Consider the following 19,297-nt stretch of genomic DNA (forward strand, 5'->3'; position numbering starts at 1 on the left):
GCGGATAAGATTAATCGAAAAAACCTTTTATCTCTTAGGTTTGTGAGATAAAAATAAGGAAAAAAAGAAGAATTGGCTTTTTTTCTAAAATTCAAGCGAAATCTTATGAATATTGGTATACTGAAAGTATCTATATTTTAGAAAGAGAAGGTAAATAAGCTATGGAACGTATTCATATTTATCATACCAATGATCTCCATTCTCATTTTGAAAATTGGCCAAGAATTTCTGCTTATCTTCGAGCTAAAAAAAAAGAAAAAATTCAGTTAAATGAACCGTGTTTTTTGTTTGATCTTGGAGACGCATGTGATCGAGTCCACCCTCTAACCGAGGCGACAAATGGGCAAGCAAATGTGACATTATTGAATGAAGTCCATTACGATGCAGTAACAATTGGAAACAATGAAGGCATTGGCAGTTCAAAAACAGAGCTGAATCAGTTATACGATGAAGCGAACTTTAACGTTATTTTATCAAATGTTTTGGACAAGAAAACGGCTGCCTATCCAAAATTTACTCAACCTTTTGATATTTTACAAACAGAAACAGGACATAAAATCGGCTTATTTGCCTTAACAGCCCCTTTTCCAACTAGTTACGAACCAATTGGTTGGAAAGTAAAAGAAGCAGATGATGTGATACCCGATATGCTAGAGTTATTGACCCCTCTTGTGGATACGGTTATTCTATTGTCCCACTTAGGTATTCTTGAAGATCGAGAAATTGCTGAAAAATACCCAATGATAAAAGTCATCTTAGGCTCACATACTCATCATTTATTGCCAGAAGGCGAACGAGTACGCAATACACTGTTAGCAGCAGCTGGAAAGTTTGGAAGATATGTTGGCCATGTAACTCTTGACGTCGAAGGGACTCGCTTAGTTTCCGCGCAAGCAACAGTCACAAAAACAAGCCAAATGCCAGCGGTTGATCGAGAAGAAGAGTTGATAAAAGGGTATGAACAGTTAGGTCATCAACTTCTAAACGAACAAGAAATTGCCTTTGTTCCTAAAGATTTATCTGTCAGTTGGCAAAAGAACTCTGATTTAGTTGAGATTGGTTTAGAGGCGCTTAAAGATTATGCTAAAACAGACGTAGCGATAGTGAATGCGGGTTTGTTCATGCAACCGATTAGTAAAGGGATTGTAACCAACGATGAGTTGCACCAAATTTTACCGCACCCTATTAGAGTCATGCGCTGTACATTGAGTGGCAAAGAGTTGATTCGTTTAATGTACGAGATGAATAAAAATCATCTTTTCTTACGTAATTTCCCAATTAAAGGGATGGGGTTTAGAGGCGAAATTTTTGGTGAGATTTGTTATAGTGGCATTCAGCTTGATGAAAAAACAGGCGAAGTGACTTGGCAAGATGAGCAAATCAAAGTAGAAGAAATGTATACTTTTGCTACGGTCGACCACTTTCTTTATATTCCATTTTTCCCGACGATAGAGTTGAAAGGAAAGAATGAAGTGTTGTTTCCTTATTTTATCAGGAATGTTTTAGGACAGTATTTGCAAAAAGAATTTCCGATTAGACACTAACGAATAAACGAAAAACAAATACCAATAGAAAATGTAGGTGAAAAAGATGCCAGAAAATGAAAGTGATCAAAGTGAACAGACAACTAAAATAGAAGAACAACCAGTAGAAAACAAGTCTAATGAAAAAACGGTTAAAGAAGAAGAACACAAAAAAATAAGAAAACAACCATCAAGAGAATCACATAGTAAAAAGCGTATCCCTTCTAGAAAACGCACAAGTGAAAGGAAAGAAACAATGGCATTGGGTTCAGCGTTGCAACTAGAATCAGAATTAACGGGTGAAAAAATAGAGCAGCTTGTTTATCGTATAGATGCAACGATGATAACGATTGATGGAACAAAGTATGAAATTGTCAAAGACTACAAAGAGGCTTTTGATGGCGAGCGCTTAGGGGAAAGATACAGCGAGATTCTTGATAAATATGACTATATTGTGGCGGACTGGGGATTTGAGCAATTACGCTTAAAAGGCTTTTACGACAATCGCAACCGAAAAGTTCCGCAAGACCAAAGGATTAATAATTTAGAAGACTATTTATATGAATACTGTAATTTTGGCTGTCCTTATTTTGTTGTCCAGCGGTTAGAAGTGAAAAAGAATAAGCCTAAGAACGAAGCAGTAGAAAAAATAGAAAAACCGATTAGAAGAAAAAGAAACCAAAAAAGTAAAAATGCAACGAATCAAAAACAAGAAATAAAAGAGCAAACACTACCAGCTGAAGTTGAAAAAGGAAAAAAACAAGTTTCTTCAAGGCCTAAAACAAAACCGAGACCAAAACGCGATTTTGTTAAAAAAGAAGTAAAGACAACGCCTATTGAGAAAAAACAAGCGCAAGAAAGTGAAACGTTTAAACCAACGAATGAGACCAGTGGTAAGCGTCATTTCAGTATCCGACGCAAACCAAGTGAAACAGAACAAGAAAAAGAATAGGAGTTGACGGAATAAGTATGGATTACAAAGGCTATTTAATTGATTTAGATGGAACAATGTACAATGGAACAGAACCTATTCTTGCAGCAAAAAGATTTATCAAACGATTACAAGATAAACACATCCCCTTTTTATTTGTTACGAATAATGCGACGCAAACACAAAAAGAAGTAAGAGACAATTTGCAAACAAATTTTGATATAGTTGTAAAAGAAGAGCAGGTCTATACAAGTTCTTTGGCAACGGCTAAGTATATGAAAAAATTAAATAAAGGCAATAAAGTTTTTACTATTGGAGAAACAGGTTTAAAAGATGCTTTAGCTAAAGCCGATTTTATAGAAGACAAAGAAAATCCTGATTTCGTCGTTGTAGCTTTAGACCGTCAAGTGACGTACACTGATTTTGAAATAGCAACGTTAGCTATTCAAAAAGGAGCTCAATTTATCGCGACAAATAAAGACACGAATAGACCAAGTGAAAAAGGCATGGTCCCCGGTGCCGGCTCATTAGTAGCATTGGTTGTTGCTGCAACTCGAGTAGAGCCTACATTTATTGGGAAACCTGAGTCGATTATTATGGATGAAGCAGTGGAAGTAATTGGATTGAAAAAAGAGGAAGTTGTCATGGTCGGTGATAATTACGAAACAGATATTTTAGCTGGTATTCAAAATAATATTGATACCCTACTGGTTTATACTGGTTTTACGAAGCCAGAAGATTTAACAGTAGATATGAAAAAACCTACGCATAGTATCCGTTCGTTAGATGAGTGGACGATAAGATGAAAAAGACAGCTAGTCACTTTTTTGGTTTAATCAGTTTGTTTTTATGTATTCTAACGTTAGCTATTGCCTTTACAATCAATTTCACTCCACTATATGCATTTGATGTTACTTATTTTGCTATTCCTGAATCACTTGGCTTCAGCAAAGAAACGATTATGGATAACTACTCTATTTTATTGGACTACTTAAACAAGCCTTGGGTCTCAGAATTAGTGATGCCAGACTTTCCTAGTTCAGAAGATGGTCTTTTTCATTTCTATGAAGTAAAGCGATTATTTTTATTAAATTATAGTGTAGCTAGTCTATCAACAATCGGAACGTTCCTTTATTTGAGATACATTAAACGCACGAAACAGACATGGAAACTTATTCGCCCATTTCAATGGGGAATGATTATGCCCTTTGTTGTTTTAGTTATTGTAGCTTTAAATTTTGATGCCTTATTTATTGCCTTTCATGAATTGTTTTTTAACAATGATGCTTGGTTATTTAACCCTTCAACGGATCCTATCATATTGGCTTTACCAGAAGCATTCTTTATGCATTGTTTTATTTTAGCTTTTTCTTTGATAGAGTTAGCGATGGCAATCGGCTATTTTACTACTAAACGATTAGCCTTTAAAAAAAGATAAAAAAACAGTAAGCACCCTCTACCTTAAGAGGAGGTGCTTACTGTTTTTTTTGCAAAATGAATCTGATGCGAATGGTGTGTTAGGACTCTTTAGGTAAGAGTTCTTTCTTTTTTATCGTTAAATAGCGTTCGTCGCAGATTATTTTACTAGGTCACTTTTTGATGGATTGGCGTGAGCTAGTCTACTTGCAGCTGCAGCTGCGATAGCTCCGACGATATCATCCATGAAAGTATGGATGTTATCTCCTTCATGACTATTTAGTTTAGCTAAAATACCGGGCTTTATTTTGTCGATATACCCATAATTTGTAAATCCAATTGACCCGTAGACATTAACGATTGACAGAGCTAAAATTTCATCAATTCCATAAAGTCCTTCATCATTTGAAATGATACTTTGCAAAGGCTCCATTAATTGGTTTTGCTCCGCTAGAATGTCTAATTGAATCCCTGTTAAAATGGTATTTTGAACTTCACGTTTAGATAAGACAGCTTCAACGTTAAGTAAACATTCTTCTTGAGTTAAGCCTTTTATATAAGGTGTTTGTAAAAATAAAACCAAATCTGCTATATCCGTTAATTCTACTCCACGTTCTTTAATCAAGCTAAGTGCCTTTTGATGCAATCCTTCACTTTCTTTTACCATGTGATAAAACCTCCTATAATCAGTAAATCCATTATACCGTAACGAAAGGAAATAGTTGGACAAAGTGTCTTTTAAAATAAACTCGTACTGTGCATGGGTTGAGCACGTTCGTTTGGATTGATGTAACTCATAGCATTATTAATAGCTGTAGGAGCTTCACCGAATCCGGTTGCAATGAGTTTTATTTTACCATCGTAAGTACAGATATCACCAGCAGCATAAATACCAGGAACAGTGGTTTCCATTTTTGTGTTCACAACGATTTCGTTATGTGTTACGTCAAAACCCCAATTCTTCATAGGTCCAATAGAAGAGGTAAAACCATAATTAACGAGAAAATCATCAATTGCTAGTATTTTTTCTTGGTCTCCACGGACTTCTTTCAAAGTGACGTGGCTTAAAGAGCTATCAGTCCCACTTAGAGACTCAGGAACAAAGGGGGTCTTTATTTCAACACTGGATTTTTCAAGCAAAGAAACACTGTGTTCCAGTGCTCTGAATTTAGTGCGACGATGAATGAGGTAAACTTTTTTAGCGATAGGCTCTAGCGCTAAGGCCCAATCAACAGCGGAGTCTCCGCCCCCACAAATAGCAACGGTTCGGTTTTTAAACTGTTCAATATTATTCACGTAGTAGTGAAGAGTTTTGCCTTCATATTTTTCCGCCTGCTCAATTTCTAAACGTCGCGGTTGAAACGCACCATTTCCAGCGGTGATAATAATGGCTTTTGAATAATGAGTAGCTTTATTAGTGTGTAATTCAAAAATCCCATCATGGTTTTTTTTGACAGCCAGTACTTCTTCTTCCAAGCAGATGGTTTGATCGAAGCGAGACATTTGAACAGTTAGGTTGTCAATTAATTCCTGGGCACCAATGACGGGCATAGCAGCAATATCATAGATGTCTTTTTCAGGATAAAGCATAGATAACTGACCACCAAGTTGGGGCAGACTTTCGATGATTTTGACTTTTGCATTTCGCATGCCGCCATAAAAAGCTGCAAACATGCCTGTAGGGCCACCACCAATAATGGTGATGTCAAATAATTCTTCAGTTGTTTTCAAGGTTATTCCTCCATCTAGTAATAAGTCTATCAGGTGTATTTTAGTATAACGTGAATTTTTTTGGATTCAATACTCTCAGATACAAATAAAAACATCTTTATTAGGAAGACTACCACTAGTCCACTAAAAGATGTTTTAAGATGGTATCAGACCAAACGACATTTTTTTAGAATCCGATACTTTGTAAAATAGTTCTAACAGCAAAGGCAACACCAATACCTGTCAAAATTCCAAAAAAGACTTCAATTGGTTTATGGCCTAAGTATTCTTTCAAATGAGTTTCTTTTTGTAGGGGTTGTCTGCTATCCGGTTCTTGGGAAATTCTTAAAACTTTGCTGCTGAGATTTTGAAAATCAATGATTAAATGGTTCAGTAAGATTCCTTGTTCGCCACTTTGTCTACGAACACCCATTGAATCAAACATAACAATCATACCAAATGTACTTGCAATCGCTACAAAAGGCGAACGAACTCCTTCTTGAAGAGCTAATGCCGTGATTAAAGCCGTCACAGATGCCGAGTGAGAACTAGGCATACCGCCAGTTGAAGTGGCTAATCCCCAAGTAGTTTTCCGTTGTAAAAGAAAGGCAACTGGAATTTTAATCAACTGTGCAAAGATAATCGCGGTTACAGCAGCGATAAGAGGAAAATTAGATAAAATTGCCATAATGTACCACCTTTTTTAAGTAAAGCTTTTTTATTTTCTCTATCATACCATGAAAATAGAGTATGCTTAAGTTAAAAGAATTAAAAAATCATTTTTTTTGATTCTAAATGAGGTTTAAAATGGTAAGTATAGAAAGAAGATTAAAATTAGTTCCTGTATTTGAATAAAATCATTGGTAAAAATGCAAATTGTTAAGTATGATTAAGAAGTAAGTAAAAATAAGGAGGATACAACATGACTCAATTTTCTCAATTATCAAAAGAAGTAGCAGACAACGAAAAAGTAGCAACAATAAAAACAACAATGGGTGACGTTAAAATTAAACTTTTCCCAGAGATAGCTCCTAAAACAGTTGAAAACTTTTTAGGCTTAGCAAAAAAAGGCTTTTACGATGGCGTTATTTTTCACCGTGTCATTCCTGAATTCATGATTCAAGGTGGCGACCCATCAGGTACTGGAATGGGTGGAGAAAGCTTATGGGGAGATTCTTTTGAAGATGAATTTTCAACAGAAGTTTTTAACTTGTACGGTACACTTTCAATGGCTAATGCTGGACCTAACACAAACGGAAGCCAATTCTTTATCGTGACAGCTCCAGATGGCACACCTTGGTTGGACTCTAAACACACTGTTTTTGGCCAAGTAATCGAAGGCATGGACGTGGTTGAGTCTATTCAAAACGTTAAACGTGGCCCTCAAGACAAACCCGTTAATGATGTTGTAATCGAGACAATCGAATTAGCTTAAGTTCAAAACAAAAAAAACTCGTCGCATGAGGTGCGATGAGTTTTTTTTATTTTGATTCAGTAAAATAACAAGCAGATCTGTAAGAAATAAAGAGCAATGAGAACCAATAGAGAAAACTAAAAAGAACCCCCAAGGCGTTAATTGGAAAGAGGAGTCCTACAGTAGGACTTAAAAGTCGGTCAAGAGCAATAAAGATTAAAATGGTTAGGACAGTTCGTTTTATAGGCAACAGTGAAACCTCCAATGGTAAAGAATCAGTGTAGAAAATTAGTAGATGAGGATAGTATACACTATTTGGAGGATTCTCGCTCGATAATTCTATAAGCAGTTAAAGAAAAGGTACCACTAAAACACAAAGACTCTTTTTGCTTTATTTTTTTGCTAGGTTAACTGTAAACGCCCTCATTTTTTAGGACTTATGCTACAATAGAAGAGAAAATAAAAGTGAGAAGGGACTGTTTAATGAATGATTTATGGTGCAATTGAAGCAGGTGGAACAAAATTTGTTTGCGCAATAAGTGATGAACAAGGAGAATTAAAAGAGAAGATTAGTATTCCAACAACAACGCCTGAAGAAACACTGGAACACGTGTTTAATTATTTTGATTCGTTCGAGTTAGCAGCGATAGGCATTGGGTCATTTGGTCCAATAGATGTTAATCTAACCTCACCAACTTATGGATACGTAACAACAACGCCTAAAACAGCTTGGAAAAATGTTGATTTTTTGGGAGCTGTCAAAAAAAGATACGCTATACCTGTAGGATGGACAACAGATGTTAATGCAGCAGCATTAGGAGAGGTGAAAAAAGGAGCAGCCATGGGCCTTTCGAGTTGCGTTTATCTAACAGTTGGTACGGGTATTGGTGGCGGAGCAGTTGTGAATGGAGAGTTATTATCTGGATATAGTCATCCAGAAATGGGACATATTATGGTTCGTTTGCATCCAGATGAAACGTTTAAAGGAACGTGTCCTTACCATGGAAATTGCCTAGAAGGTATTGCAGCAGGTCCAGCTATTGAGCAAAGATATGGAAAAAAAGGTCATGAATTAGCTGATGATCCAGCTGTTTGGGAAATGGAAGCTTACTATATTGCTCAAGCATTGGTAAATTATACATTAATTGTAAGTCCTGAAAGAATCGTCTTAGGTGGAGGGGTTATGAAGCAAGCACAACTTTTCCCATTAATCCGCCAAGAATTTGAAAAACTAATGGGCGGCTATGTCGAATTGCCACCACTAGAAGAATACATTGTTCCGCCAGCTTTAGGAGATAATGCTGGGATTACGGGCTGTTTGTTGTTAGCAGCAAAACAATTAGCTAAGTGAGTAAATAAACGGACTCGATAAAAGCCACTTTTGAAGTGTTCCTTTATCGAGTCCGTTTTTATTTTTACTGTTGGAAAGCCACTTTAATTCGTTTTAGCCCTTCTTCGAGAAGTACTTTTGGAGTTGCAAAATTTAAGCGCATATACTGTGAGCCTCCTGGACCGTAGTCTGCACCAGCGTTTAAGGCGATTTTGCCTACATGGATAAAGTGATTCATCAATTCTTCGTCTGTTAAACCAAGACTAGAGCAATCAAACCAAAATAAATAGGTTCCTTGTGGTTTCATGTAGGGTACATCAGGCAGTTGTGTATCAAAAAAGTGACAAACCATTGCCAGATTTTCCTCAAGCGTTGCCATCAATTGTTCTAACCAAGGGCCGCATTTAGCAAAAGCAGTCTCTGTTGCAACATAGCCAAACGTATTTAAGCAACTGTGTTCAATAGCTTCTTGGTAAAGATGAATTTGTTTGTAGAGTGTTGGGTTGTGGGCAAAAATCATAGCTAATTTTACACCTGCTATATTAAATGTCTTAGTTGCAGCAGAAAGGGTTAAAACAAAATCTTGGTAACTTGGATCTAAAGTAACTAAAGACGTAAATTGGAAAGGTGAAAAAATTAAGTCGGCATGTATTTCATCACTAATAATGAGTACGTGGTATTTTTTACAGAGTTCAGCTAAAGTTAAGAGTTCTTGTTTAGACCAAACACGTCCACCTGGATTTTGAGGATTACATAAAACAAATAGCTTCACTTCTTCTTCAACTAGTTTCTTTTCGATGTCTTCGAAATCCATTTTAAATTGGTTGTTCTCCAACAATAGTGTAGAACGAACACAGCGGCGTTTGTTTAATTCGATCATAGCTGAAAAAGGTGTGTAAACAGGATCGTGAATCATAATAGCGTCTTGTTCGTTGGTTAGCGCTTGAATAATAACGGCAATACTAGGGACAACCCCGGGTGCAAACAAAATAGCGTCTTTTGTTAACTCCATTTGATGATGTTCTTTTTGCCAGTGAATAATAGCATCATAAAGAGTATCAGGAGGAGAAGTGTAGCCTAAAACACGAGTATCAAGAACCTCTTTTAATGAATCAAGTATGGGTTGTGGACTAGAAAAGTCCATATCGGCTACCCACATAGGTAAAACTTCTTCACAACCGAATCGTTCATCTAAATTATTCCATTTAAGTCCTAAACTGTCTTTACGGTCGATAACGTCATCAAACGAATAGTCCATATAAACACTCCCCTTGTCTTGTAATAAACTAAATTTGTTCATCTCTGTTCTAGTATACGTTAATAGAGATAGCGATCCCATAACTATTTATCTTTCAGAAAAAAAGAATCAGGCTTTGAAAGCGAATACTATTTTCATAAATTTTATCGTTATGATACAATTAAGAAGCAAAGAAGTAGAAGGTTTTTATAACGGTATTAAAAATGAGGTGATCGGGTGGATTATAAAATTGGAATGATAGTTAAAGGGAGAATAACAGGTATTCAACCTTATGGTGCATTTGTTTCTTTGGATAAAGAGACTCAAGGATTAATTCATATCTCCGAATGCACGCATGGGTACGTTAAAAATCTAAATGATGTGCTAACTGTTGGAGACACAATGGATATTGTAATTTTAGATATTGATGAGTATACAAAGAAAATTAGCCTGTCATTAAGAGCACTAGAAGAGCAAAATCATTTCCAGTACCATTCTAAAAAAAGAAAATATCGTCAAGAAAAAACGGATCGTGATGGGTTTGATACGATTCGTGAGCTAATGCCGCATTGGATCAAAGAAGCTAAGGATGATGAAGCAAGACAAATAAACTGAGTAAGATTTATTTGTTTTTTGTGCTGTATTAAAAATTCAACTAGTGACTAATTGGATTTAAAAACTTAAGCGTGAGGTGTTCGGAAATGACAGAAAAACAACGGGTAGCTGGAACTATAATGACGCATAACCCAGAAGGTAAATACGTATTTCTAGTGAAGGAAGAAAATGAAAAAATTTCCTTTCCAGTAACTCAGATTCTTGACACACAGACAGGGCTGGCGAGTATTTTAGAAGAATTAAAAAAACAGTTAGCTATTGATATCCAACATCTAAACTTATTTGAATTAACGAATGCAGTTGTTAACGGAATGAATATTCCCTTATTTGTCTTCGAAGTTGCAAACAAAGAGATACAAGTAAGCACGATTTTAAAAGAAAATTTAGCACATCTCTCTTTTGTTCAGTCAGCGACTTTAACAGAAGCTCTTGAAGAGTGGGAAATTACTGGTGTTCCACAATTTTAAAATAAGAATAAAAAACAGCATGCTACGCTAAATCATGTTGTTTTTTTCTTGCTATTTTCTTGCTATTTTTATAAAAAACTACTAAAGTTAAGAAAGTATCATAAATGAAGCAAGCAGGCATTTATAAATACATAAAATGATGGAGGGATTTACATGGGACACATTAAATTTGACTATTCAAAAATCGACAAATTTGTTCAAGCACATGAAATTTCAAATATGCAACAGCAAGTGACTACTGCGGATCAAATGTTACGTAAGGGAACAGGTGCAGGAAGTGACTATTTAGGTTGGATTGACTTGCCTAAAAATTACGATAAAGAAGAATTTTCTCGTATCAAAGCTGCAGCAGAAAAAATCCAGAATGATTCAGAAGTTTTAGTGGTTATTGGTATCGGTGGATCATACCTAGGTGCTAAAGCAGCACTAGACTTTTTAAATCACTCATTCTATAACGTTCTTCCTAAAGAAGATAGAAAACAGCCACAAGTTTTCTTTGCGGGCAATAGTATTAGTTCAACCTATCTAAGTGATTTGATTGATGTTATTGGAGACAAAGATTTTTCTGTTAATATCATTTCAAAATCAGGTACAACAACAGAGCCAGCAATTGCGTTTCGTATTTTCAAAGAAATGTTAGAAAAGAAATATGGCAAAGACGAAGCTATAAAACGAATTTATGCAACAACAGATAAAGCAAAAGGTGCTTTAAAAGAAGAAGCTAATGCACAAGGATATGAATCATTCATTATTCCAGACGATATCGGCGGACGTTTTTCAGTCTTAACAGCGGTAGGTTTATTGCCTATTGCAGCAAGTGGAGCAGATATTGATGCTTTGATGCAAGGTGCAGCAGACGCAGTAGATGCTTTTAGTAGCGATAAATTAGAAGAAAACGAAGCGTATCAATATGCAGCTATTCGTAACGCACTTTATCGTAAAGGCAAGACAACTGAGATATTGGTGAATTACGAACCGAACTTACAGTACTTCTCAGAGTGGTGGAAACAGTTATTTGGCGAATCAGAAGGAAAAGATCAAAAAGGTATTTTCCCAGCAAGTGCCAATTTCTCTACTGATTTACATTCTGTCGGTCAAACCATTCAAGACGGACAAAGAAATATCTTTGAAACAATCATTAAAGTGAATAAAGCCAAACACACGTTGGTTATTCCAACGACAGCTGATGACTTAGATGGATTAGGTTATTTACAAGGCAAAGAAATTGACTTTGTTAATACGAAAGCTTTCCAAGGAACTTTACTGGCTCATACTGATGGAGATGTACCTAATTTACTGGTAACGATTCCTGAAACGGATGCATACACTTTAGGCTACTTGATGTACTTCTTCGAAATAGCAGTCGGTATTTCTGGATATTTAAATGGTGTAAATCCATTTGATCAACCAGGAGTAGAAGCTTATAAAAAGAATATGTTTGCTTTATTAGGTAAGCCTGGCTTTGAAGAATTAGCAAAAGAATTAAACGCACGTCTATAGACCAATCAATCAATCTAGATCCTGACAACGTGCAGCCGAAGCAAGCAATAATTAAGTTAGTCATTGCTTGCTTTGACTGCACCGATAATCAGGATTCTTTTGTTTTTTTAATTGAAGAGAAGAGACTTACTACTATATAATAGATTGGAAGTGAAAATTATGATTAGAAAGTTAGTTGTGGAAAAAGCTGGGCTAAACGATGAATCAGTGATTAAAGATATACTAAAACAAGCTGCGCAGTGGTTACAAGCAAAAGGCTCAAATCAATGGAGTGGGATTTTAAAAGGTGAAGATAGACACAATACTGCGCAAGCTATTGAACGCGGAGAAGTTTTTATAGGTAAAATAGGCGATCAAGTAGCTGGACTATTTGTTTTATGGAATCAACAAAGTGAATGGGATGAAGAATTTTGGGGTAAAGATTCAAGTGATGACTATCTGTATTTGCATCGCCTAACCGTTCAACGCAATTTTTCAAATCAAGGTATAGCAAAGCAACTCCTATTTGAAGCAAAACACTATGCTAAAAATAAAGGGAATTCAGCAATACGTCTAGACTGCATAGCAGATAATGCTTACTTAAATGCCTTATATCAAAATGCCGGATTTACTTTTGTTGGAAAGAAAGTAGATAGGATAGCAGATGGTGAAAAAAAAGATTTTCATCTCTATCAATGCGATCTGGATTCATTTAACTAAAAGATTCGCTAAAAAAAGAAAAAAAGTTGCTTTTCTATTGACCAATATTAATAAACTTGTTATATTAATAGACGTTGCTACACAAGTTGCGCAATTAAATAATGAAACAAAGTGTTAAAGAAAAAACATGTATTATGTGCTTGACAATGAATAACCATTCATGATAATATATTGAAGTCGTGTTGAACGAGGAAAACACTATTGAATAATTATACATTAATAAAAAAAGTTATTTTAAAGTGTTGACAAATTAAATGGCTTCTGGTAATATTTAGAAGTTGTCAAAACGACAACGCAATCAAATTAGACCTTTGAAAACTGAACAAAGTAAAACAATAAACTGTGAACGGCGGTTCGGCCAAGGGTCGAACCAAAAGAAACAAAGTGAATAATTATTCGCTAGCAAGTCATTTTAATGAGCTTCAAGCATCGTTAAAAAGCGAAACAATCCTAACGGGTTGCTTCAACTTTTATGAGAGTTTGATCCTGGCTCAGGACGAACGCTGGCGGCATGCCTAATACATGCAAGTCGAACGCTTCTTCTATTGAGTGCTTGCACTCGATAGAAGAGGAGTGGCGGACGGGTGAGTAACACGTGGGTAACCTGCCCATAAGTGGGGGATAACATTCGGAAACGGATGCTAATACCGCATAATTCTGATTGCCGCATGGCAGACAGATGAAAGGTGGCTTCGGCTACCGCTTATGGATGGACCCGCGGCGTATTAGCTAGTTGGTGAGGTAATGGCTCACCAAGGCAATGATACGTAGCCGACCTGAGAGGGTGATCGGCCACACTGGGACTGAGACACGGCCCAGACTCCTACGGGAGGCAGCAGTAGGGAATCTTCCGCAATGGACGAAAGTCTGACGGAGCAATGCCGCGTGAGTGAAGAAGGTTTTCGGATCGTAAAACTCTGTTGTTAGAGAAGAACAAGGATGAGAGTAACTGCTCATCCCCTGACGGTATCTAACCAGAAAGCCATGGCTAACTACGTGCCAGCAGCCGCGGTAATACGTAGATGGCAAGCGTTGTCCGGATTTATTGGGCGTAAAGCGAGCGCAGGCGGTTCTTTAAGTCTGATGTGAAAGACCCCAGCTCAACTGGGGAAGGTCATTGGAAACTGGAGAACTTGAGTGCAGAAGAGGAGAGTGGAATTCCATGTGTAGCGGTGAAATGCGTAGATATATGGAGGAACACCAGTGGCGAAGGCGACTCTCTGGTCTGTAACTGACGCTGAGGCTCGAAAGCGTGGGGAGCAAACAGGATTAGATACCCTGGTAGTCCACGCCGTAAACGATGAGTGCTAAGTGTTGGGGGGTTTCCGCCCCTCAGTGCTGCAGCTAACGCATTAAGCACTCCGCCTGGGGAGTACGGCCGCAAGGCTGAAACTCAAAGGAATTGACGGGGACCCGCACAAGCGGTGGAGCATGTGGTTTAATTCGAAGCAACGCGAAGAACCTTACCAGGTCTTGACATCCTTTGACCACTCTAGAGATAGAGCTTTCCCTTCGGGGACAAAGTGACAGGTGGTGCATGGTTGTCGTCAGCTCGTGTCGTGAGATGTTGGGTTAAGTCCCGCAACGAGCGCAACCCCTATTATTAGTTGCCAGCATTCAGTTGGGCACTCTAGTGAGACTGCCGGTGATAAACCGGAGGAAGGTGGGGATGACGTCAAATCATCATGCCCCTTATGACCTGGGCTACACACGTGCTACAATGGATGGTACAACGAGTCGCAAGATCGCGAGGTCAAGCTAATCTCTTAAAGCCATTCTCAGTTCGGATTGCAGGCTGCAACTCGCCTGCATGAAGCCGGAATCGCTAGTAATCGCGGATCAGAACGCCGCGGTGAATACGTTCCCGGGTCTTGTACACACCGCCCGTCACACCACGAGAGTTTGTAACACCCGAAGTCGGTGAGGTAACCCTTTTGGGAGCCAGCCGCCTAAGGTGGGATAGATAATTGGGGTGAAGTCGTAACAAGGTAGCCGTATCGGAAGGTGCGGCTGGATCACCTCCTTTCTAAGGATATAACGGAACCGTCACAGTTGTTTTACTTTGTTTAGTTTTGAGAGGTCTAATCTTCTCAAAAAGTAAGTAGTTGTTCTTTGAAAACTGGATAGTGTTTAACATGTAAGAAAAGCAAGAAACCAAGAAAACATCGCGTTTTATTTTTTAATGTATTTCTTCACCTTAGGGTGAATGAGATAGTTAACATGACCATAGGTTAAGTTAATAAGGGCGCACGGTGGATGCCTTGGCACTAGGAGCCGAAGAAGGACGGGACTAACGCCGATATGCTTTGGGGAGCTGTAAGTAAGCTTTGATCCAGAGATTTCCGAATGGGGAAACCCAACACTCTTTATCGGGTGTTACTATTGACTGAATACATAGGTCAATAGAGGTAGACGCAGAGAACTGAAACATCTAAGTACCTGCAGGAAGAGAAAGAAAAATCGATTCCCTGAGTAGCGGCGAGCGAAACGGGAATAGCCCAAACCAGAAAGCTTGCTTTCTGGGGTTGTAGGACTGAACACATAGAGTCATAAATGAATGAAGTAGGAGAAGCGACCTGGAAAGGTCCGCCGAAGAGGGTAATAGCCCCGTAACTGAAACTTCGTTCACTCTGATCAGTATCCTGAGTACGGCGGAACACGAGAAATTCCGTCGGAATCCGGGAGGACCATCTCCCAAGGCTAAATACTCCCTAGTGACCGATAGTGAACCAGTACCGTGAGGGAAAGGTGAAAAGAACCCCGGAAGGGGAGTGAAACAGCACCTGAAACCGTGTGCTTACAAGTAGTTAGAGCCCGTTAATGGGTGATAGCGTGCCTTTTGTAGAATGAACCGGCGAGTTACGATCCCATGCGAGGTTAAGTTGATGAGACGGAGCCGTAGCGAAAGCGAGTCTGAATAGGGCGAATGAGTATGTGGTCGTAGACCCGAAACCAAGTGATCTACCCATGTCCAGGTTGAAGGTGCGGTAATACGCACTGGAGGACCGAACCCACGTATGTTGAAAAATGCGGGGATGAGGTGTGGGTAGCGGAGAAATTCCAATCGAACTTGGAGATAGCTGGTTCTCTCCGAAATAGCTTTAGGGCTAGCCTCGGAATTAGAATCATGGAGGTAGAGCAACTGTTTGGACTAGGGGCCCTTCTCGGGTTACCGAATTCAGATAAACTCCGAATGCCATTGATTTATATCCGGGAGTCAGACTACGAGTGATAAGATCCGTAGTCGAGAGGGAAACAGCCCAGACCACCAGCTAAGGTCCCAAAGTTTATGTTAAGTGGAAAAGGATGTGGGGTTGCTTAGACAACTAGGATGTTGGCTCAGAAGCAGCCATCATTTAAAGAGTGCGTAATAGCTCACTAGTCGAGTGACCCTGCGCCGAAAATTTACCGGGGCTAAACATAACACCGAAGCTGTGGATAGAACTTAGGTTCTATGGTAGGAGAGCGTTCTAAGGGCGTCGAAGCTAGACCGTGAGGACTGGTGGAGCGCTTAGAAGTGAGAATGCCGGTATGAGTAGCGAAAGACGGGTGAGAATCCCGTCCACCGAATGACTAAGGTTTCCTGGGGAAGGCTCGTCCTCCCAGGGTTAGTCGGGACCTAAGTCGAGGCCGATAGGCGTAGACGATGGACAACAGGTTGAGATTCCTGTACCAGTTTGTTTTGTTTGAACAATGGAGGGACACAGTAGGCTAAGGAATACGCACTGTTGGATATGTGCGTCCAAGCAACAAGTCTTGAGGTGAGTCAAATGCTTGCCTCTATTAAGGACAAGTTGTGATGGGGAGAGAAATTAAGTATCGAAGTTCCCGATGTCACACTGTCAAGAAAAGCTTCTAGTTAGAAACAATCTGCCCGTACCGCAAACCGACACAGGTAGTCGAGGAGAGAATCCTAAGGTGTGCGAGCGAACTCTCGTTAAGGAACTCGGCAAAATGACCCCGTAACTTCGGGAGAAGGGGTGCTGACCAATTGGTCAGCCGCAGTGAATAGGCCCAAGCAACTGTTTATCAAAAACACAGGTCTCTGCTAAATCGAAAGATGACGTATAGGGGCTGACGCCTGCCCGGTGCTGGAAGGTTAAGAGGATGGGTTAGCTTTCGAGCGAAGCTCAGAATTGAAGCCCCAGTAAACGGCGGCCGTAACTATAACGGTCCTAAGGTAGCGAAATTCCTTGTCGGGTAAGTTCCGACCCGCACGAAAGGCGTAATGATTTGGGCACTGTCTCAACGAGAGACTCGGTGAAATTATAGTACCTGTGAAGATGCAGGTTACCCGCGACAGGACGGAAAGACCCCATGGAGCTTTACTGCAGTTTGATATTGAGTGTTTGTACAGCTTGTACAGGATAGGTAGGAGCCTATGAAGCCAGGACGCTAGTCTTGGTGGAGGCAATGGTGGGATACTACCCTTGCTGTATGACCACTCTAACCCTCAGCCATGATCTGGCTGGGAGACAGTGTCTGACGGGCAGTTTGACTGGGGCGGTCGCCTCCTAAAGTGTAACGGAGGCGCCCAAAGGTTCCCTCAGAATGGTTGGAAATCATTCGTAGAGTGTAAAGGCAGAAGGGAGCTTGACTGCGAGACCTACAAGTCGAGCAGGGACGAAAGTCGGGCTTAGTGATCCGGTGGTTCCGTATGGAAGGGCCATCGCTCAACGGATAAAAGCTACCCTGGGGATAACAGGCTTATCTCCCCCAAGAGTCCACATCGACGGGGAGGTTTGGCACCTCGATGTCGGCTCATCGCATCCTGGGGCTGTAGTCGGTCCCAAGGGTTGGGCTGTTCGCCCATTAAAGCGGTACGCGAGCTGGGTTCAGAACGTCGTGAGACAGTTCGGTCCCTATCCGTCGCGGGCGCAGGAAATTTGAGAGGAGCTGTCCTTAGTACGAGAGGACCGGGATGGACACACCGCTGGTGTACCAGTTGTTCTGCCAAGAGCATCGCTGGGTAGCTATGTGTGGACGGGATAAACGCTGAAAGCATCTAAGCGTGAAGCCCCCCTCAAGATGAGATTTCCCATCACGTAAGTGAGTAAGACCCCTGAGAGATGATCAGGTAGATAGGTTGGAAGTGGAAGTACAGCGATGTATGGAGCGGACCAATACTAATCGGTCGAGGACTTAACCATTTTTAAACGATGAAGAAACGGTTTTATTGTCTTATAGTTAAACACTATCCAGTTTTGAGAGAACAACGTTCTCTTGTAACTAAAAGATGTGTGGTGGCGATGGCAAGAAGGTCACACCTGTTCCCATGCCGAACACAGTAGTTAAGCTTCTTAGCGCCGATGGTAGTGAAGGGTTTCCCTTTGTGAGAGTAGGACGCTGCCGCGCATCTAATAGTTATTTTTTCATATGGAGGTTTAGCTCAGCTGGGAGAGCATCTGCCTTACAAGCAGAGGGTCGGCGGTTCGATCCCGTCAACCTCCACCATGAGTCATTAGCTCAGTTGGTAGAGCATCTGACTTTTAATCAGAGGGTCGCAGGTTCGAATCCTGCATGACTCATAACTATTCATTAAAACGACTAGTTATGCCATATTTTAGCGGGTGTGGCGGAATTGGCAGACGCACTAGATTTAGGATCTAGCGTCGAAAGACGTGGGGGTTCAAGTCCCTTCACCCGCACCATATTTTCAAGCCGGCTTAGCTCAGTTGGTAGAGCATCTGATTTGTAATCAGAGGGTCGAGGGTTCAACTCCTTTAGCCGGCACCATTAGCGGAAGTAGTTCAGTGGTAGAACGCCACCTTGCCAAGGTGGAGGTCGCGGGTTCGAACCCCGTCTTCCGCTTACTAGGTCATCTAGTAAGTGATTTATAATCACAACTTGTTCATAATGCCGGGGTGGCGGAACAGGTAGACGCACAGGACTTAAAATCCTGCGGTGAGTGATCATCGTGCCGGTTCGATTCCGGCCCTCGGCACCATATATTGCACCCATAGCTCAATTGGATAGAGTACCTGACTACGAATCAGGCGGTTAGAGGTTCGACTCCTCTTGGGTGCATTCCATTTAAATTAAAATGGATATTCCAGAATGACTCAACGTACGGGAAGTAGCTCAGCTTGGTAGAGCACTTGGTTTGGGACCAAGGGGTCGCAGGTTCGAATCCTGTCTTCCCGATTTAAAATGTTGGGGCCTTAGCTCAGCTGGGAGAGCGCCTGCCTTGCACGCAGGAGGTCAGCGGTTCGATCCCGCTAGGCTCCACTTTTTTTAAATTTTTAAAACTTATTTTGGCGGTGTAGCTCAGCTGGCTAGAGCGTCCGGTTCATACCCGGGAGGTCGGGGGTTCGATCCCCTTCGCCGCTATTACAATTAAAAAGATCTTGGACCTTTAGCTCAGTTGGTTAGAGCAGACGGCTCATAACCGTCCGGTCGCAGGTTCGAGTCCTGCAAGGTCCATTAATCATTTTATATTGATTGATTACCTTTTA

General features: G+C 40.1%; 14 protein-coding genes, 11 tRNA genes and 3 rRNA genes. 24 read left to right on the plus strand and 4 right to left on the minus strand.

Annotated features, from left to right (window positions below; all coding sequences use genetic code 11):
- The first annotated feature begins 161 nt into the window (after window positions 1-161).
- Genes ACMHYH_RS02235 through ACMHYH_RS02250 form a run of 4 tightly spaced genes read left to right on the plus strand, consistent with a single transcriptional unit; the run spans window position 162 to window position 3,892 of the window.
- Window positions 162-1,544, plus strand: a complete 1,383-nt coding sequence (locus tag ACMHYH_RS02235) for a bifunctional metallophosphatase/5'-nucleotidase (protein WP_414839778.1) — start codon at window positions 162-164, stop codon at window positions 1,542-1,544.
- Window positions 1,545-1,590: 46 nt separating this feature from the next.
- A complete protein-coding gene (locus tag ACMHYH_RS02240; protein WP_414839779.1) occupies window positions 1,591-2,475 on the plus strand; it encodes a YutD family protein in 885 nt (294 codons plus the stop codon).
- A 17-nt stretch (window positions 2,476-2,492) separates the two neighbouring features.
- Window positions 2,493-3,260 (plus strand): TIGR01457 family HAD-type hydrolase, encoded by a 768-nt coding sequence (locus ACMHYH_RS02245; protein ID WP_414839780.1) that lies wholly within the window; start codon window positions 2,493-2,495, stop codon window positions 3,258-3,260.
- Window positions 3,257-3,892 (plus strand): TIGR01906 family membrane protein, encoded by a 636-nt coding sequence (locus ACMHYH_RS02250; protein WP_414839781.1) that lies wholly within the window; start codon window positions 3,257-3,259, stop codon window positions 3,890-3,892. Before ACMHYH_RS02245 ends, ACMHYH_RS02250 begins: the two co-directional genes overlap by 4 nt.
- A gap of 138 nt (window positions 3,893-4,030) precedes the next feature.
- On the opposite strand, the gene ACMHYH_RS02255 is transcribed toward ACMHYH_RS02250, so the two are convergent.
- The 3 genes from ACMHYH_RS02255 to ACMHYH_RS02265 form a co-directional block, all read right to left on the minus strand.
- Window positions 4,031-4,537, minus strand: a complete 507-nt coding sequence (locus tag ACMHYH_RS02255) for a phosphatidylglycerophosphatase A (RefSeq protein ID WP_414839782.1) — start codon at window positions 4,535-4,537, stop codon at window positions 4,031-4,033.
- A 71-nt stretch (window positions 4,538-4,608) separates the two neighbouring features.
- Window positions 4,609-5,601 (minus strand): NAD(P)/FAD-dependent oxidoreductase, encoded by a 993-nt coding sequence (locus tag ACMHYH_RS02260; RefSeq protein ID WP_414839783.1) that lies wholly within the window; start codon window positions 5,599-5,601, stop codon window positions 4,609-4,611.
- A 166-nt stretch (window positions 5,602-5,767) separates the two neighbouring features.
- Entirely contained in the window at window positions 5,768-6,268 is a 501-nt protein-coding gene (locus tag ACMHYH_RS02265; RefSeq protein ID WP_414839784.1) for a divergent PAP2 family protein, read from the minus strand.
- 234 nt (window positions 6,269-6,502) lie between these two features.
- On the opposite strand from ACMHYH_RS02265, the gene ACMHYH_RS02270 reads away from it, so the two are divergent.
- Both ACMHYH_RS02270 and ACMHYH_RS02275 read left to right on the plus strand, forming a co-directional pair.
- The gene (locus ACMHYH_RS02270; protein ID WP_414839785.1) at window positions 6,503-7,015 is read left to right on the plus strand and encodes a peptidylprolyl isomerase; all 513 of its coding nucleotides are present in this window, start codon (window positions 6,503-6,505) and stop codon (window positions 7,013-7,015) included.
- Between the two features lie 466 nt (window positions 7,016-7,481).
- Window positions 7,482-8,345, plus strand: a complete 864-nt coding sequence (locus ACMHYH_RS02275; protein ID WP_414839786.1) for an ROK family protein — start codon at window positions 7,482-7,484, stop codon at window positions 8,343-8,345.
- Window positions 8,346-8,409: 64 nt separating this feature from the next.
- Here ACMHYH_RS02275 and ACMHYH_RS02280 read toward each other — a convergent pair whose 3' ends face one another.
- The gene (locus tag ACMHYH_RS02280; protein ID WP_414839787.1) at window positions 8,410-9,663 is read right to left on the minus strand and encodes a MalY/PatB family protein; all 1,254 of its coding nucleotides are present in this window, start codon (window positions 9,661-9,663) and stop codon (window positions 8,410-8,412) included.
- A gap of 135 nt (window positions 9,664-9,798) precedes the next feature.
- Between ACMHYH_RS02280 and yugI the strand changes: the two genes are divergently transcribed.
- The 18 genes from yugI to ACMHYH_RS02370 all read left to right on the plus strand — a co-directional run bounded on the left by yugI (window position 9,799) and on the right by ACMHYH_RS02370 (window position 19,265).
- Window positions 9,799-10,176: a S1 domain-containing post-transcriptional regulator GSP13 gene (gene yugI / locus ACMHYH_RS02285; RefSeq protein ID WP_414839788.1), complete on the plus strand. Its 378-nt coding sequence runs from the start codon at window positions 9,799-9,801 to the stop codon at window positions 10,174-10,176.
- An 86-nt stretch (window positions 10,177-10,262) separates the two neighbouring features.
- Window positions 10,263-10,643: a hypothetical protein gene (locus tag ACMHYH_RS02290; RefSeq protein ID WP_414839789.1), complete on the plus strand. Its 381-nt coding sequence runs from the start codon at window positions 10,263-10,265 to the stop codon at window positions 10,641-10,643.
- Window positions 10,644-10,796: 153 nt separating this feature from the next.
- Window positions 10,797-12,143: a glucose-6-phosphate isomerase gene (locus ACMHYH_RS02295; protein WP_414839790.1), complete on the plus strand. Its 1,347-nt coding sequence runs from the start codon at window positions 10,797-10,799 to the stop codon at window positions 12,141-12,143.
- Between the two features lie 159 nt (window positions 12,144-12,302).
- Window positions 12,303-12,842 (plus strand): GNAT family N-acetyltransferase, encoded by a 540-nt coding sequence (locus ACMHYH_RS02300; protein ID WP_414839791.1) that lies wholly within the window; start codon window positions 12,303-12,305, stop codon window positions 12,840-12,842.
- Between the two features lie 468 nt (window positions 12,843-13,310).
- A 16S ribosomal RNA gene (locus ACMHYH_RS02305) occupies window positions 13,311-14,868 on the plus strand.
- 203 nt (window positions 14,869-15,071) lie between these two features.
- Window positions 15,072-17,992 (plus strand): 23S ribosomal RNA (locus ACMHYH_RS02310).
- 89 nt (window positions 17,993-18,081) lie between these two features.
- Window positions 18,082-18,197, plus strand: a 5S ribosomal RNA gene (rrf, locus tag ACMHYH_RS02315).
- The 16S, 23S and 5S rRNA genes sit together here with 11 tRNA genes alongside, the layout of an rRNA operon.
- A 23-nt stretch (window positions 18,198-18,220) precedes the next feature.
- A tRNA-Val gene (locus ACMHYH_RS02320) sits at window positions 18,221-18,296 on the plus strand.
- 1 nt (window position 18,297) lies between these two features.
- Window positions 18,298-18,370 (plus strand) — tRNA-Lys (locus ACMHYH_RS02325).
- Between the two features lie 38 nt (window positions 18,371-18,408).
- A tRNA-Leu gene (locus ACMHYH_RS02330) sits at window positions 18,409-18,493 on the plus strand.
- 9 nt (window positions 18,494-18,502) lie between these two features.
- Window positions 18,503-18,578 (plus strand) — tRNA-Thr (locus ACMHYH_RS02335).
- Window positions 18,579-18,581: 3 nt separating this feature from the next.
- A tRNA-Gly gene (locus tag ACMHYH_RS02340) sits at window positions 18,582-18,653 on the plus strand.
- Between the two features lie 47 nt (window positions 18,654-18,700).
- Window positions 18,701-18,789: transfer RNA gene (locus ACMHYH_RS02345), tRNA-Leu, on the plus strand.
- A gap of 6 nt (window positions 18,790-18,795) precedes the next feature.
- Window positions 18,796-18,869 (plus strand) — tRNA-Arg (locus ACMHYH_RS02350).
- A gap of 43 nt (window positions 18,870-18,912) precedes the next feature.
- A tRNA-Pro gene (locus ACMHYH_RS02355) sits at window positions 18,913-18,986 on the plus strand.
- Window positions 18,987-18,997: 11 nt separating this feature from the next.
- A tRNA-Ala gene (locus tag ACMHYH_RS02360) sits at window positions 18,998-19,070 on the plus strand.
- A gap of 28 nt (window positions 19,071-19,098) precedes the next feature.
- A tRNA-Met gene (locus ACMHYH_RS02365) sits at window positions 19,099-19,172 on the plus strand.
- Window positions 19,173-19,191: 19 nt separating this feature from the next.
- A tRNA-Ile gene (locus ACMHYH_RS02370) sits at window positions 19,192-19,265 on the plus strand.
- The last annotated feature ends 32 nt before the right edge of the window (window positions 19,266-19,297 follow it).

The sequence above is a fragment of the Carnobacterium sp. TMP28 genome, assembly GCF_047553015.1.
In the GTDB taxonomy this organism is placed as follows: domain Bacteria; phylum Bacillota; class Bacilli; order Lactobacillales; family Carnobacteriaceae; genus Carnobacterium_A.

What these genes read in the sequence shown, in the direction of transcription:
- ACMHYH_RS02240 (WP_414839779.1), top strand. Translation starts at nt 1,591, where the DNA reads ATGCCAGAAAATGAAAGTGATCAAAGTGAACAGACAACTAAAATAGAA.
- ACMHYH_RS02250 (WP_414839781.1), top strand. Translation starts at nt 3,257, where the DNA reads ATGAAAAAGACAGCTAGTCACTTTTTTGGTTTAATCAGTTTGTTTTTA.
- ACMHYH_RS02255 (WP_414839782.1), bottom strand. Translation starts at nt 4,537, where the DNA reads ATGGTAAAAGAAAGTGAAGGATTGCATCAAAAGGCACTTAGCTTGATT.
- ACMHYH_RS02275 (WP_414839786.1), top strand. Translation starts at nt 7,482, where the DNA reads ATGATTTATGGTGCAATTGAAGCAGGTGGAACAAAATTTGTTTGCGCA.
- ACMHYH_RS02245 (WP_414839780.1), top strand. Translation starts at nt 2,493, where the DNA reads ATGGATTACAAAGGCTATTTAATTGATTTAGATGGAACAATGTACAAT.
- ACMHYH_RS02270 (WP_414839785.1), top strand. Translation starts at nt 6,503, where the DNA reads ATGACTCAATTTTCTCAATTATCAAAAGAAGTAGCAGACAACGAAAAA.
- ACMHYH_RS02290 (WP_414839789.1), top strand. Translation starts at nt 10,263, where the DNA reads ATGACAGAAAAACAACGGGTAGCTGGAACTATAATGACGCATAACCCA.
- ACMHYH_RS02300 (WP_414839791.1), top strand. Translation starts at nt 12,303, where the DNA reads ATGATTAGAAAGTTAGTTGTGGAAAAAGCTGGGCTAAACGATGAATCA.
- ACMHYH_RS02265 (WP_414839784.1), bottom strand. Translation starts at nt 6,268, where the DNA reads ATGGCAATTTTATCTAATTTTCCTCTTATCGCTGCTGTAACCGCGATT.
- ACMHYH_RS02295 (WP_414839790.1), top strand. Translation starts at nt 10,797, where the DNA reads ATGGGACACATTAAATTTGACTATTCAAAAATCGACAAATTTGTTCAA.
- ACMHYH_RS02280 (WP_414839787.1), bottom strand. Translation starts at nt 9,663, where the DNA reads ATGGGATCGCTATCTCTATTAACGTATACTAGAACAGAGATGAACAAA.
- ACMHYH_RS02235 (WP_414839778.1), top strand. Translation starts at nt 162, where the DNA reads ATGGAACGTATTCATATTTATCATACCAATGATCTCCATTCTCATTTT.